The 13,740-nt window shown below is 72.8% G+C and carries 13 protein-coding genes; 4 read left to right on the forward strand and 9 right to left on the reverse strand.

Annotation, left to right across the window (positions count from 1 at the left end; translation table 11 throughout):
• The first annotated feature begins 64 nt into the window (after window positions 1–64).
• The 3 genes from DEJ20_RS14565 to DEJ20_RS14575 are packed head-to-tail and all read left to right on the forward strand — an operon-like array spanning window position 65 to window position 2,814.
• Complete coding sequence (locus DEJ20_RS14565; RefSeq protein WP_111235761.1) at window positions 65–1,504, forward strand: glycosyltransferase 87 family protein; 1,440 nt, start codon at window positions 65–67, stop codon at window positions 1,502–1,504.
• A gap of 5 nt (window positions 1,505–1,509) precedes the next feature.
• Window positions 1,510–2,562: a GTP 3',8-cyclase MoaA gene (moaA, locus tag DEJ20_RS14570; RefSeq protein WP_111235760.1), complete on the forward strand. Its 1,053-nt coding sequence runs from the start codon at window positions 1,510–1,512 to the stop codon at window positions 2,560–2,562.
• A gap of 3 nt (window positions 2,563–2,565) precedes the next feature.
• The gene (locus DEJ20_RS14575; protein WP_111235759.1) at window positions 2,566–2,814 is read left to right on the forward strand and encodes a MoaD/ThiS family protein; all 249 of its coding nucleotides are present in this window, start codon (window positions 2,566–2,568) and stop codon (window positions 2,812–2,814) included.
• Window positions 2,815–3,088: 274 nt separating this feature from the next.
• Here DEJ20_RS14575 and DEJ20_RS14580 read toward each other — a convergent pair whose 3' ends face one another.
• From DEJ20_RS14580 to DEJ20_RS14600, 5 genes are read right to left on the reverse strand one after another with little or no spacing between them, the layout of a single operon-like run.
• Window positions 3,089–4,129 (reverse strand): ABC transporter ATP-binding protein, encoded by a 1,041-nt coding sequence (locus DEJ20_RS14580; RefSeq protein ID WP_258377193.1) that lies wholly within the window; start codon window positions 4,127–4,129, stop codon window positions 3,089–3,091.
• Window positions 4,126–4,926, reverse strand: a complete 801-nt coding sequence (locus DEJ20_RS14585; protein WP_111235758.1) for an ABC transporter permease — start codon at window positions 4,924–4,926, stop codon at window positions 4,126–4,128. The genes DEJ20_RS14580 and DEJ20_RS14585 overlap by 4 nt, the downstream gene beginning before the upstream one ends.
• 3 nt (window positions 4,927–4,929) lie before the next feature.
• A complete protein-coding gene (modA, locus tag DEJ20_RS14590; RefSeq protein WP_111235757.1) occupies window positions 4,930–5,715 on the reverse strand; it encodes a molybdate ABC transporter substrate-binding protein in 786 nt (261 codons plus the stop codon).
• Window positions 5,712–6,128, reverse strand: coding sequence for a TOBE domain-containing protein (locus DEJ20_RS14595; RefSeq protein ID WP_111235756.1), 417 nt, complete (start codon window positions 6,126–6,128; stop codon window positions 5,712–5,714). Before DEJ20_RS14595 ends, modA begins: the two co-directional genes overlap by 4 nt.
• A gap of 59 nt (window positions 6,129–6,187) precedes the next feature.
• A complete protein-coding gene (locus DEJ20_RS14600; protein WP_181431577.1) occupies window positions 6,188–7,246 on the reverse strand; it encodes a ThiF family adenylyltransferase in 1,059 nt (352 codons plus the stop codon).
• 95 nt (window positions 7,247–7,341) lie between these two features.
• On the opposite strand from DEJ20_RS14600, the gene DEJ20_RS14605 reads away from it, so the two are divergent.
• Window positions 7,342–8,994 carry a glycosyltransferase family 39 protein gene (locus DEJ20_RS14605; protein ID WP_111235754.1) on the forward strand — a complete coding sequence of 551 codons (1,653 nt, stop codon included), beginning with the start codon at window positions 7,342–7,344 and terminating at the stop codon, window positions 8,992–8,994.
• A gap of 63 nt (window positions 8,995–9,057) precedes the next feature.
• On the opposite strand, the gene DEJ20_RS14610 is transcribed toward DEJ20_RS14605, so the two are convergent.
• The 4 genes from DEJ20_RS14610 to DEJ20_RS14625 all read right to left on the reverse strand — a co-directional run bounded on the left by DEJ20_RS14610 (window position 9,058) and on the right by DEJ20_RS14625 (window position 13,505).
• The gene (locus DEJ20_RS14610) at window positions 9,058–9,990 is read right to left on the reverse strand and encodes a 4-(cytidine 5'-diphospho)-2-C-methyl-D-erythritol kinase (RefSeq protein ID WP_027466065.1); all 933 of its coding nucleotides are present in this window, start codon (window positions 9,988–9,990) and stop codon (window positions 9,058–9,060) included.
• A gap of 9 nt (window positions 9,991–9,999) precedes the next feature.
• A complete protein-coding gene (locus DEJ20_RS14615; RefSeq protein WP_111235753.1) occupies window positions 10,000–11,319 on the reverse strand; it encodes an O-acetylhomoserine aminocarboxypropyltransferase/cysteine synthase family protein in 1,320 nt (439 codons plus the stop codon).
• Window positions 11,319–12,359 carry an LLM class flavin-dependent oxidoreductase gene (locus DEJ20_RS14620; protein WP_071406522.1) on the reverse strand — a complete coding sequence of 347 codons (1,041 nt, stop codon included), beginning with the start codon at window positions 12,357–12,359 and terminating at the stop codon, window positions 11,319–11,321. The genes DEJ20_RS14615 and DEJ20_RS14620 overlap by 1 nt, the downstream gene beginning before the upstream one ends.
• A gap of 147 nt (window positions 12,360–12,506) precedes the next feature.
• Window positions 12,507–13,505, reverse strand: a complete 999-nt coding sequence (locus DEJ20_RS14625; protein ID WP_111235752.1) for an ATP-grasp domain-containing protein — start codon at window positions 13,503–13,505, stop codon at window positions 12,507–12,509.
• Window positions 13,506–13,740: the final 235 nt, after the last annotated feature.

Here is a 13,740-nt window from a genome sequence, read left to right on the forward strand (position 1 = left end):
GGGACGCCAGAGCTGCTCGTCCGTCGTGCAGCAGGCGCTGGACGCCGGATAGCCTCGACGGACCATGAGCGACCGACTGCGTGCCCTCCGACCGTCCCTGGCCGACGGCACCACCGCCCGGATCGGCACGGTGCTGGCCGTCGTGGGAGTACTCGCCCTGTCGGGCGTCATCGCCGTCGGCGTCACGCATCTGGGGTTCCTCCGATCGGGCCATCGTTCTGCATTCGTTGCGTGGACGCTGATCGCTTGGACCGTCTTCGTGATCGCCGTGCTCGCGGTGCGTTTCGTGCCCGTCCGGTGGATGACCACCATGGTCATCGGCGGAGCGGTGGTGATCGGCATCGCCGCGCTGGTCGGCCCGCCGAACACGAGCACCGACTCCGCTCGGTACGCGTGGGACGGCATCGTCCAGCATGCCGGTGTCTCACCGTACGCGCACACCCCCCAGTCCGCGGCACTGTCCGGTCTCCGACCCGACTGGTTGTTCCCCGACAAGGTGGACGGCACGTGCGATCCATTGAAGCCCCGGTTCCGCGGACTCGGCGACGGCGCCGACGGACACTGCACCGCGATCAACCGGCCGGACGTCACGACGATCTACCCGCCGATGGCGCAGCTGTGGTTCGCCGCGGTGCGGTTCTTCGTGCCGGCGACCGCGCAGTACCTGCCGTTCCAGGTCGCCGGGCTGCTCGTGTCGCTCGGTGTGACCGTCGGGCTCGTCCTGGTGCTCCGCCGGATCGGCCGTCCGACCTGGTGGGCGGCGCTCTGGGCCTGGTCGCCGCTCGTCGCCTCCGAGGCGGTCACCAACTCGCACGTCGACGTCGTCGGCGCCGCCCTCGCCACGGCCGGTGTCGTGCTCGTGGCGTTCGGCCGGCCGATCTGGGGCGGCATCGCGCTCGGGGCTGCGACCGCGACCAAGCTCATCCCGGCGATCGTGTACCCGCCGTTGCTCGGCCGCGGTCGGGCCTGGTGGGCGATCCCGATCGGCATCGCCGTGTTCGGGCTGCTCTACGTGCCCTACGTGCTGACGACCGGGCTCGACGTGCTCGGGTACCTGCCCGGCTACCTGAACGAGGAGGGCTACGAGGACGGCTCCCGCTTCGCGCTGGTGTCGCTCGTGGTCAAGGGCGACGCGGCGACCCTGGTGGTGGGGCTCCTGGTGCTGCTCGCGGCGTTCGTGGCGTGGCGGTTGTCCGACCCGGCGCGGCCGTGGTCGGGCGAGGTCCTGATGATCGGGGTGACGTTCCTCGCCGTGACGCCGCGCTACCCCTGGTACGCGCTGCTGCTCATCCCGTTCGTGGTGCTGTCCGGGCGGTGGGAGTGGTTGTCGATCGGCCTCGCCATCGCGCTGCGCGGGGTGTGGCCGTCCGCCGACGCCTACCGGTGGTGGTTGCTCGCGGCCGTGGCGGTCATCGTGGTCGTCACCTTGCTGCGCACGGAGCGGTCGGAGTGGCGACGGTGGTGGGAGCGTCTGACGTTCCGGCGCGTGGAACACGTACGCTGACGACCATGGCACCCGCGATCCTGCTCGGCACGACCGGCTCCGTGGACCCGGCTCCCGCCGGGCTCGTCGACCGCTTCGGGCGTCGCGCCGTCGACCTGCGGGTGTCGCTGACCGAGCGCTGCAACCTGCGCTGCACGTACTGCATGCCCGCGGCCGGGCTGCCGTTCGCCCCCGACGAGGCCCTGATGACGGCGACGGAGATCGAGCGCCTGGTCCGGATCGGCTCGTCGCGGTTCGGCGTCCGCAAGGTCCGGTTCACCGGCGGGGAGCCGATGCTCCGGCACGACCTGGTCGACGTGATCGCCCGATGCGCCGCGCTGCCCGACGCGCCGGAGCTGTCGCTCACCACGAACGCGATCGGCCTCGCCCACCGCGCCCAGGGCCTGTACGACGCCGGGCTGCGGCGCGTGAACGTCTCGCTCGACACCGTCGACCCCGACGTCTTCACCACCGTGACCCGCAGGCCGTTCCTCGACAAGGTCATCGCCGGGCTGTCGGCCGCGCACGACGCCGGACTCGACATCAAGGTGAACGCGGTGCTGCTGCGCGGCATCAACGACGAGGCCGCCCCGGAACTCCTCCGCTGGTGCCTGGAGCGTGGCTACGAGCTGCGGTTCATCGAGCAGATGCCCCTCGACCCCGACCACGCCTGGGACCGCACCTCGATGATCACCGCGGCCGAGACCCGCGCGCTGCTGGCGACGTCGTTCGTGCTCACGCCGGACGACGCCCCGCGCGACGGTGCCCCGGCCGAGCGGTACCGCGTGCACGACGCCGTCACCGGGCAGCCGCTCGGCACCGTCGGGATCATCGCGAGCATCACCGAGTCGTTCTGCGCCGACTGCACCCGCACGCGGCTGACCGCCGACGGGCACGTGCGCAGCTGCCTGTTCTCGGACGAGGAGACCGACGTGCTCGGGCCGATGCGCTCCGGGGCGGACGACGACCAGGTCGCCGAGCTCTGGCGGCTCGCGATGTGGGCGAAGCCGCGCGACCACGGTGACGACAGCGACGAGCTCGTGCACCCGACGCGCGGCATGAGTGCGATCGGCGGCTGAGGCATGACCACGATCCGGTTCTTCGCCGCTGCCCGCGCTGCCGTGGGTGTCGACTCGCTGACCACCACGGGCCCCACCATCGAGGCCGCCCTCGGCGCGATCGACGCGGCCGACGTGGCGGACCCTGCGCGCTGGAGTGCGTTGCAGGAGCGCTGCTCGTACCTGGTCGACGGCGTGACCACGCGTGACCGGAGCACCTCGCTCGCCGGTGTCGAGGTCGTCGACGTCATGCCGCCCTTCGCCGGGGGCTGAGCTCGGCGGCTGAGCGGTACGCCCGTTCCTTCCCAGAACGCCCGCGATGCCTGGTGCTTTCGGGCATACAGGGTGCGAACTTCCGGCCAGGTACGCCCGATTCGACCAGGTACGCCCGATTCGACCAGGTACGCCCGACTCGACCCCGCGACCGCGCGCCCCGCGCCCGTTCCTTCCCAGAACGCCCGCGATGCCTGGTGCTTTCGGGCATACCGTGTCGGAACTTCCGACCAGGTACGCCCGAATCGACCAGGTACGCCCGGAACGACCAGGTTCAACCGCGGGGCGCGTAGACCGCCACCTCGGCCGCGGGGACGTCGATGCGCACCGCGTCGCCGGGGGCGATCCCGAGCGCGGTCAGCCGGGCGAGGGTCAGGTCCGCCACCAGGTCACCGGCCCGCACCCGCACCAGTCCGTCGCGCGGTTCGAGCGACGAGACGGTGCGCGCGGCTCCGGCACCGTCCCGCGTCAGCACGGCGGCCGTCGGGTGGAAGGCGGCCAGGACGGGCCGGCCGGGAGGCACGGCGTGCGCCCCCGACGCCAGCTCACCCCCGCCGTCGATCGCGATCCCACCCCCGGTGGCGGTCCCGCGCACCAGCGCGAGTCCGGAGAACGTCGCGGCGAACGCACTCGTCGGACGACCGAGCACGGCCGCGGGGGTGCCCTGCTCGACCACCCGTCCGCCCTCGAGCACGACGACGCGGTCGGCCAGGGCGACGACCTCGACCGGGTCGTGCGTGACGAGCACCGCGGGCCGGCCGGCGACGGCGGTCCGGAGTGCCGCGCGGACCTCGTCCTGCGCGCCGACGTCGAGCGCCGAGGTCGGTTCGTCGAGCAGCAGCACCGCCGGGTCGGTGGCGAGCGCGCGGGCGATCGCGACGCGCTGCGCCTGACCGCCCGACAGTGTCCCGGGGTCGCGGGTGGCCAGGTCGGCGACCCCGACGGCGTCGAGCGCATCGCGGGCGAGCTGCCGGGCCGCGGCGCGACCGGCTCCGGCCGCACGGGGCCCGAAGGCGACGTTCCCGACGACGTCGAGGAACGGGAACAGGTCGGACCGCTGCGCGACGAGTCCGGTCCGGCGACGGTGCGCGGGCAGGGTGTGCCGCGGGCGCGAGACCTGCACGCCGTCGAGTTCGATCCGGCCGGCGTCGATCGGCAGCAGCCCGGCCAGGGCCTCGAGCACCGTCGACTTGCCCGCACCGTTCGGCCCGATGACCGCCAGGCACTCCCCCGCGCGGACCTCGATCGCGACGTCGACGTCCCGCGACCCGACGACGACGTGCGCCCGGACGCCCACCGCACCCTCGGCCGTCACGCCAGGGCTCCGCGGGTCCGGATCGACGAGGCCCCGATGACGACGACGGCCACCACGACGAGCACGACCGCCAGGGCCACCGCGGTGTCCGGGTCGACCTCGCGCTGCAGGTAGACCTCGAGCGGCAGGGTCCGCGTGACCCCCTGCAGGCTGCCGGCGAAGGTCAGGGTGGCCCCGAACTCGCCGAGCGCCCGGGCAAAGCAGAGCACGAGCCCGGACACGATCCCCGGCAGGACCCGCGGCGTCGTGACGGTCAGGAACGTCCGGGTCGGCCCGGCACCCAGGGTCGCGGCGACCCGTTCGTAGCGGTCCCCCTCGACGCGGAGCGCCCCCTCGACCGAGGACACCAGGAACGGCATCGCGACGAAGGTCTGCGCGATGACCACCGCCGTCGTGGTGAACGCGATGTGCAGGCCGTGGTCGTCGAGGAACGCCCCGACCACCCCGAGCCGACCGAAGGCCGCGAGCAGGGCGAGGCCGCCGACCACGGGCGGCAGCACGAGCGGCAGGAGCACGACGGCCCGGGCGACGCCGACCCAGCGCGACCGCGACCGTGCGAACAGCACGGCGAGCGGGTACCCGAGGACGAACGCGACGCCGGTGGCCGCGAGCGCCGTGCCGAGGCTGAGCCCGAGCGCGGTCAGCGACGCGGTGGAGGTCACGAGCCCGACGAACGACGACCAGTCCACCCGGCCGAGCATCGCGAGCACCGGCACGACGACGAACAGCCCGCCGAGCACCGCGGGCAGCGGGAGCCACCACGCGGCCGGCGGCCGTCCGTCAGCGCGCGGAGCCACGGGTCAGGGCTTCCCGAAGCCCGCGTCGGCGAGCACGCGCTGCCCGGCGGCGGAGCGGACGTACTCCGAGAACGCCCGCGCGAGCGCCGGGTCCTCGGATTCCCGGAGCACGCCGATCGGGTACGTGTTGACGGCCTTGCCCGACTCGTCGAACGGGACGCCGTCGACCTTGCCGCCGGCCCCTCGGACGTCCGTCACGTAGACGAGTCCGGCATCGGCCTGACCGGACTCGACCTTGCCGAGCACGTCGGTGACGGACTGCTCCTCGCTGACCGGCTCGAGATCGACGCCCGATGCGGACTCGACCTTCGCCGTCGCGGCACCGCACGGCACCGGGGCGGCGCACGTGACGAGCTGGACGCCCGGAGCCGTCAGGTCGGTGAGGTCCGTGATGCCCTTCGGGTTGCCCGGCGCGACGGCGATCTCGAGGACGTTCGTCGCGAAGTCCCGCGGCGACCCGCTCGCCAGGTCGGTCGACGACAGTTTCGCCATGTTCGCTTGGTCGGCGGACGCGAACAGGTCGGCGGGGGCGCCGTTCTGGATCTGGGTGACGAGGTCGCTCGAGCCGGCGAACGAGAACCGGATCGAGGCACCGGGGTTCGCGGTCTCGAACTGCTTGCCCAGGGTCGTGAAGGTCTGCTGCAGGGACGCCGCCGCGAACACGGTGATCGAACCGGTCGGCCCCTCGGTGTCGGAGCCCGCCGGGGCCGATGCCCCGGTGCAAGCAGCGAGCCCGAGCGCGACGGTGGCGGCGAGGGCCAGCGCCGCGAACGGCCGGAGGCGGCTCATCGTTCGTCCTCCTGGTGGGCGGGCGCCTCGACCGCGACCATCGTGGCCTTGACGGACGCCACCGCGACGGACCCGACCTCGAGCCCGAGGTCGCGGACGGCCTCGGCACTCATCAGGGACACCACGCGGTGCGGACCGCACTGCAGCTCGACCTGCGCCATCACGGTGTCGACGACCAGGTCGGTGACGATCCCGACGAAGCGGTTGCGCGCCGAGCTCTTCACCGCGGACGCCGGGTCGGTCAGCTCGGAGCTGCGTTCCCGCGCGTAGGCGGCGACCTCGCGACCGTCGACCACGGCTCGCCCCGCGTCGTCCGTGGCACGGGTGAAGGTGCCGCCGTCGACGAGCCGTCGCACGGTGTCGTCACTGATCCCGAGGAAGGCCGCAGCGTCCCGTACCCGCAGTTGCGTCATGATCCACCGATCCTATCCGCGGATGCGGCGGCAGGGGCGGTGGAGGTGACCAGGCCGGGTCAGGACCGGTGCTCGATCGCCACGGGCAACCCCTCGCGACGCCAGGCCTCGAAGCCGCCGTCGAGGACCGTCACGCGCCTCCCGGCCGGTTGCCGCGCCGCCCACGCGTCCGCACGGGGTCCGCGCGCGCAGTAGACGACGACCTCGTCCGCACCGGTGTCGTCGGTGACGGCACCGGCGACCACGCCGGCCGCCCGTTCCTCGTCGGTCCGGACGTCGACGACGACCAGCGGGTCCGACGGGTCCGCCACCCTGGCAGCCAGGGCGGACGGCGCGATGCGCGGCGTCGCGGAGGCACCGGCAGCAGGTGCCGGTCGACGCGAGGCGGGTCCGCGACGGACGGGGCTCTCGGTCCAGCGCCACCGGCGGGCGTCGACGGTCAGGACGCGTCCGAGCAGCGGGTCGCCGCTGCCGGTGACCAACGCGAAGACCTGTCCCGCCATCACCGAACCGACCGCACCGCACAGGGCCGGGACGACGCCGTCCAGGGCGCACGAGCCCTCGTCGGGCAGGGCATCGGGGTGCAGGTCGTGGAAGTCGACGCCGTCCGGCCCGGCGTCACGGAAGACGCTGACCTGCCCGTCGTGGCCGAGCACGGTGCCCCACACGAACGGCACGCCCGCTTCGGCGCAGGCGTCCGAGACGGCCCGGGTGACCACGACCGAGTCGGCGGCGTCGACCACGACGTCGTGTCCGGCGACCAGGTCCGGCGTGAACGAGCCGACCACGGCGACCGCGTCGAGTTCCGGGTCGACGGCGACGGCCCGGGCGACCACGACCTGCGCCTTCGGCGAGCCGACGTCCGCGGCGGTGAACAGCGTCTGCCTGGCCAGGTTCGAGGCGTCGACCACGTCGGGGTCGACCACGGTGAGCCGACCGATCCCGGCGAGGTACGCGACCACCGGCGCCCCGAGCCCGCCGGCCCCGACGACGAGGATGCGCGATGTGGCCAGGCGTCGCAGCCCGGTGACCCCGACGTCGGCGAGCGCGGCGGTCCGCGAACCGAGCTGCGTCCGCCCCGGGGAGAGCGCGGCGGCGGGGGCGACGAGGGGATCCATCCCGTCATTCTGGCCCGTCGCACCGAACTCCTGCATGTGAGAGTTCAGCGCCCGGACGCGGCGGATCCCCAGAGCAGATCGGTACGGTCGCGGGCGTGAGTTCCCCGCGCACCGGTACCGTCCCGGTCCGACGCACGACGTCGGACGCGTCGGTGCGCGCGCGCTCGTTGGGGCTCGTCGTGGCGGCTGTCCGAGCCCTCGCACGGACCCCCGAGATCACCGTCGGCGCGCTCGGCGTCGTCGTCGCAGCAGCCTTCAGCTGGGTGCCGTCGGTCTGGTACGACGAGGCCGCGACCATCGCGAGCGCACAACGGAGTTGGCCGGCGCTCTGGGCCGAACTGCAGAACGTCGACGCCGTCCACGGCCTGTACTACGCCGTGATGCACGTCTGGTTCACGCTCGTCGGGTACTCGCCGTTCACGCTGCGGTTCCCGAGCGCGCTGGCCATCGGGGTCTCCGCCGGCCTCGTCGTCGCCCTCGGCCGTCGTCTCGGCGGGGTGCGGCTCGGCGTCGTCTCCGGGATCGTGTTCCTGGTCCTGCCGCGCGTCGCCTGGGCCGGTACCGAGGGGCGCCCGTACGCCACCGTCACGACCTTCGCCGTCGCGCTGACCCTCGTGGGGATCACCGCGGTCCGGCGCACCCGGACCGGGCACCACGCGTCCCGGTGGTGGGTCGTCTACGGCCTGCTCGCCGTGGTGGCCGTGCTGTTCAACGTCTACCTGGCCCTGGCGGTCGTCGCGCACGGGTTCGTGCTCCTCTGGACCGCCGTCGCCGACCGTGCCGTACGGCGCGACGCCGTGCTCTCGCAGCGCAGCGGTCCGGTGGCCGCGCCGATGGTCGACCGCGCCGCGTTCGTGCGCTGGGGCGTCGCCGCCGTCGGGGCCGCGCTCGTGGTGTCGCCGTTCATCGTCCTCGCCGCAGGACAGGCCAAGCAGGTCGGCTGGATCACCGGCGTCGGGTGGGCCACCGTGCGCCAGGTCGTCGCGACCGCCTGGTTCGGTGCCGTCTGGCCGTACGCGGTACTCGGGTGGGCGCTGATGATCGTCGGCGTCGTGCTCGCCGTCCGGGCCACCCGACGCCCCTCCCCCGCCGCCCGTGACCTGCTGCGGATGCAGGCCGTGCGCGTCGCCGTCCCCCTGACGATCCTGCCCACCGCACTGCTCGTCGGCGCGACCGCGGCCGGGGAGCACCTGTACTCCCCGAAGTACGCCAGCCTGAGCCTGCCGTTCGTCGCGCTGCTCATCGGCCTGGCGATCACGGCGATCCGACCCCGGCGGTGGCTGACGCTCGCGGTCGTCGGGATGCTGCTCGTGTCGGCACCGACGAGCACGATCGTCCGGCTGCCCCACGCCAAGCAGGACTCGCACTGGGCGAACGCGGCGGCCATCATCGAGCGCGAGCGGGACCGGCGCACCGACCAGAACGAGGGCGTCGTCTTCGGCAGCGTCTGGGAGCACCCGGGCACCACCGCGCAGGTCATCGCCGACTCCTACCCCGAGGCCTTCACCGAGATGCGCGACCTCGCCGTCGCCGAGACCGGTGCCGAACGCGGGCAGCTCTGGAACGTCAACGGGGACATCGCGACGACGGTGCCCCAGCGGATCTCCGGCATCGACACCGTGTGGTTCGTCGGCGGCAAGTCACGGAACATCCGCCCGCAGGTCACCGACACGCTCGTGGCCGAGGGGTTCCACGTCGTGCGCTACTGGCACACCGGCACGGTCATCCTCTGGAAGTACAGCCGCTGACGGCAGCGGTCCAGGCACCGACGGTGGCGGTCCAACCGCCGTCGGCTTTGCCGGGGCGTCGGGTCAGTGCACCACGCGTGCGCCGTGCACCGGACCGGTGGCCCGGAGTGCGACGAGGCCGGCGGCGCTGAGCTCGACCTGCAGTTCGAGCGCGGCGTCACGGTCGCCCACCAGGAACGCCACCGTCGGGCCGCTGCCGGACACCAGGCCGGCCAGGGCACCGGACTTCTCACCGAGCTCCAGGGTCGCCGCGAGCCGGGGCTGCAGGCGCATGGCCGGTGCCTGCAGGTCGTTGTGCACGCAGTCGGCGAGCAGGTCGGGGTCGCCCGCGCGCAGGGCCTGCAGCACGTTGGCCTCGACCACGGGGTGCGACGGCGCCGGGGAGATGTCGGCGCGGTACCGCTCCCGGTGCTCGTCGAGCGCACGGTAGACCGCCGGCGTGCTCAGCCCGTCGTCGCTCAGGGCGAGGACCCAGTGGAACTCGCCCTTGGCCAGCGCCGGGCTCAGCTCGTCACCACGACCGGTGCCAACGGCTGTGCCGCCGGCGAAGGCGAACGGCACGTCGGCGCCGAGCTGCGCGGCGAGCCGGAGCAGCTCCTCGCGACCGAGTGCGGTGCCCCAAAGGGTGTCGACGGCGAGCAGGGTCGCCGCGGCGTCCGCGGAGCCACCGCCCATGCCGCCGGCGACGGGCACCTGCTTGTCGATGGTCAGCCGCACCCCACCGCGGTGTCCGGCCGCGTCGGCCACGAGCCGGGCCGCACGGATGGCCAGGTTCGACTCGTCGACCGGCACGGTGCTCGTGTCGATCGGACCGGTGAAGGTGACCGAGAAGTCGTCGGCGGCCTCGGCGGTGACGTCCTCGTACAGGGACACCGCCTGGTACGCCGTGGCGACGTCGTGGTAGCCGTCGTCCTGCAGCGCCCCGACGGACAGGAACACGTTGATCTTGCCGGGGGCGCGCGTCCGCACGCGGGTCGGTGCGGCCAACGTGGTCATGCCCCCAACCTATCCCGCTGCGGCTGCCGTGAACCCCCGCGCCAGGTCCGCGGTGATGTCGTCGATGTGCTCGAGGCCGATCGACAGGCGGATGAGTCCGTCCCCCACCCCGGCGGCCGCCCGCTCGGCCGAGGTCATCTGCACGTGGGTGGTCGACGCCGGGTGCACGACGAGCGAGCGGACGTCACCGAGGTTCGAGACGTGGTCGAACAGCTCGAGCGCCGCCACGAACCGGCGACCCGCGGCGACCCCGCCGGCCAGGTCGAACGACAGCACGGCCGACGGCCCCTTCGGCACGTAGCGCTGCTGCAGGTGGTGCCACGGCGAGTCCGGCAGGCCGGCGTAGTGCACGTGCTCGACCTGGTCGTGTGCGTCGAGCCAGCTCGCCACGGTGGCGGCGTTCGACACGTGCCGGTCCATGCGGAGCGACAGCGTCTGGATGCCCTGCAGCACCAGGAACGCGTTGAACGGTGCGATCGCGGGCCCGAGGTCGGCGGACAGCTTCGAGCGGGTGCGCTGGATGAACGCCCGTCGCCCGAACTTCTCGGCGAAGTTCGTGTTCGCGAACCCGGACTGCTCGGTCGAGGCCAGCTGCGGGTAGGCGTCGGCGTGCGCGGCCCAGTCGAAGTTCCCGCTGTCGACGATGAGCCCGGCGATGGCGCTGCCGTGTCCGGCCAGGTACTTCGTCGCGGAGTGCACGACGATGTCGGCGCCGTGCTCGATCGGGCGCACCAGGTACGGCGTCGCGATGGTGTTGTCGACGATGAGCGGCACACCGGCCTCGTGTGCGACCCCGGCCACCCCGGCGAAGTCCAGGACGTCCCCGCGGGGGTTCGGGATGGACTCGCCGAAGAACGCCTTCGTCTCCGGACGCACCGCCGCTGCCCACTCGGACAGGTCCGTCGGGTCCTGCACGAACGTGAAGGTGATGCCGAGGTCCCGCAGGGTCGACGCGAACAGCGTGTAGGTCGCGCCGTACAGCGAGGCACTCGACACCACGTGGTCACCGGCGCGTGCGACACCGAACACGGCCAGCGACGTCGCCGCCTGCCCGGACGCCAGCGCCAGCGCACCGATCCCGCCCTCGAGGTCGGCGATCCGGCGCTCGAGGGCTGCCGCCGACGGGTTGTTCACCCGCGTGTAGGTGTGGCCGGGGGCGTCGAGCATGAAGCGCGCGGCGGCGTCCTCGCCCGAGGGGTAGACGTACGCGGCGCTCTGCGCGATCGGCGGCACGTTCGCGCCCCAGCCCGGGTCGGCCTTGAAGCCGGCGCGGATCTGGCGCGTCTCGAACGCCCAGCCGTCCTCGGCGTTGGTCGGCGCGGCACCCATCAGGACTGCGCCCCGACCGACTGCCGGACGAGCGGGATGACCTGCTCGCCGAACCGGTCCATCTCCTCGAGCTGCGGCGAGAACTGCAGCAGGAGCGTGTCGACCCCGGCGTCCTCGAACTCACGGATGCGGTCGGCCACCTGCGACGGCGTGCCCACGAACCCGGGGCGCAGGCCGCGGTTCGACACCGAGTAGTCCTCGAGCGAGGGCACGTGCTCGAGCTGCGACTTCGAGATGAAGTCCTGGTACGACTCGTACGCCTTGCCGTGCTGCACGTCGGTGATCCGGGCGAGCTCGGCCTGCGCCTCTTCCTCGGTCTCGCGCACGATGACGTACGCGGCCATGCCGAACGCCTCGAACGGCGGCAGGCCGGCGTCGACGCGGCGCTGCTTCATCTCGTCGATCTTCGCGCGGAGCTCCTCGACCGTGCCGCCGTGCGTGACGTAGGCGTCGGCGTACCCGGTGATCGCTGCCTTGCCGGCCTCGCTCTCCCCACCGGCGTAGATGCGCGGCGTCACGCGGGGCTTCGGCTCGAGGTGCGCGTTCTCGATGTCGTAGTACTCGCCCGAGAACGAGTACGGGGTCTCGCGCCACAGGCCCTTCATGACCTCGACGAACTCCGCGGTGCGCTTGTACCGGTCGTCGTGCTCCGAGAAGATCCCGCCGTACTGCTTCGCCTCCTCCGCCCACCAGGCACTCACGACGTTGAAGGTGAACCGGCCGCACGAGATGTCGTCGATCGTCGCCGCCTGCTTCGCCGTCACCGCGGGCAGGTGGTACCCGGGACGCATCGCCGCCATGATCTCCAGGCGCTCGGTCGTCGCCGCGATCGCCGCTGCGAGCGACCACGCCTCGAGCGAGGGCGCGGCCGTGCCCTTGATGTCGTTGAGGTTGAGCTCCGGCACGAGCGTCAGGTCGAAGCCGATCCGCTCGGCGCGCTGCGCCAGGCGCTTCACGTAGTCGAAGGTGACCGGCATGTTCTCGTTGTCGACGTTGCGCAGCCAGCCGCCGAAGAGCGGGGTCCAGTATCCGAATCGCACGTTGGTTCCTTGGGGGTGTGGGAAAGGCGGACGGGCGGGAGCCGCTGGTTGACGACGCGAAGCGTTGTGCGGGTCGCGCTGCCGGAGCCAGCGGAGGCAGTCGTGGCGGGCCCGCCACGGGCCTCCAGTCCGGTGGTTCTTGCGTTCTCAGGCCGTGAGCTGCGCCGCGTACTGCGTCTCCAGCAGACCACCGAGGTACTTCGCGATGGAGCGCGGGCCGGAGGCCGGCGCGGACTCCTCGACCGCGGGGTTGTAGTTCGTGTTCGTGTTGATGTCGTAGACGACGGTGCGGCCGTCCGTCGTCTCCATGAACTCGACGCCCGCGATGGTGATGCGCTGGTCGGCGAGGAACGTGCGGAGCTGCTGGACCAGCGGGTGCTCGGCGGTGATCTCGGTCCGGACGGCGAACGCCGGGGGCGCACCGGCGGTCTCGGTGCCGGGCACGTCGCAGACGGCACCGGCGATGACCTGGGGCACCTCGCACGCGTCGGCGGGGCAGAGCTCGAAGCTCCCGGCGCTCGTGTCGACCCGGACGGCGTACACGAACTCGCCGCCGACGAACTCGACGCGGGTGATGAAGGGCTCGCGGGCCGTCAGGTACTCCTGCAGCAGGGTGATGCCGTCGACCGGGGCCTCGAACTCGGGGCTGTCGACGTAGGCGTCGAACTCGGCGAGCGAGTCGAACCGGCGCACGCCCAGGCCCTTGCCGCCCTGGTTGTGCTTCGTGATGAAGGGGACGTCCTGCCCGTCGGTGAAGGCGCGGGCGGCGTCCTTGAGCGTCGTCGTGCCGAACACGGCGGTGGTGCGGGGCACGTCGAACCCGGCCTGCTGCAGGAGACCGTGCTGGGCGACCTTCGACACCTCGAGCTCGAGCACGTGGCTGCCGCCGACGATCTGGCGGTCGGCACGCTCGAGCCAGCCGAGGATCGCGCGGGTGTACTCCTTGCTGTGCTCGTGGCCGCGGGTGTGGGAGCTCGCGGACATGCGGCTCCAGTAGACGCCGGGTGCCGGCTCGGCCGCGAGGTCGATCTGCCCCTCGGTCAGCAGGATCTCCTCGACCGGGACGCCCTCGGCCTCGAAGGCAGCGGCGAGCGGGGGGAACCACTCGGGGTTCTCGTGGATGACGTACACGCGCGGGTTGCTCACGCCCCCACCCTAGGCACGGTATACCGCACGTGCCCAAGTGTGTGACGTGGCGTTGCTTCTCGGGGGGGGGGGGGCGGGGGGCGGGGGGCGCGGGCGGGGGCGGGGGCGGGGGTCGCACGGTGCGCGCTTGTCCGGTCGGTGCGAGGTCGGTCGCTCGGTGGCGGACTGTAGGGCGGCACCAAGCGGTCAACGATGCACGGGCTGACCAACCTCGCACCGTGCGGGGTCGACCAAC

Source organism: Curtobacterium sp. MCSS17_005 (genome assembly GCF_003234225.2).
Taxonomy (GTDB): Bacteria; Actinomycetota; Actinomycetes; order Actinomycetales; family Microbacteriaceae; genus Curtobacterium; species Curtobacterium flaccumfaciens.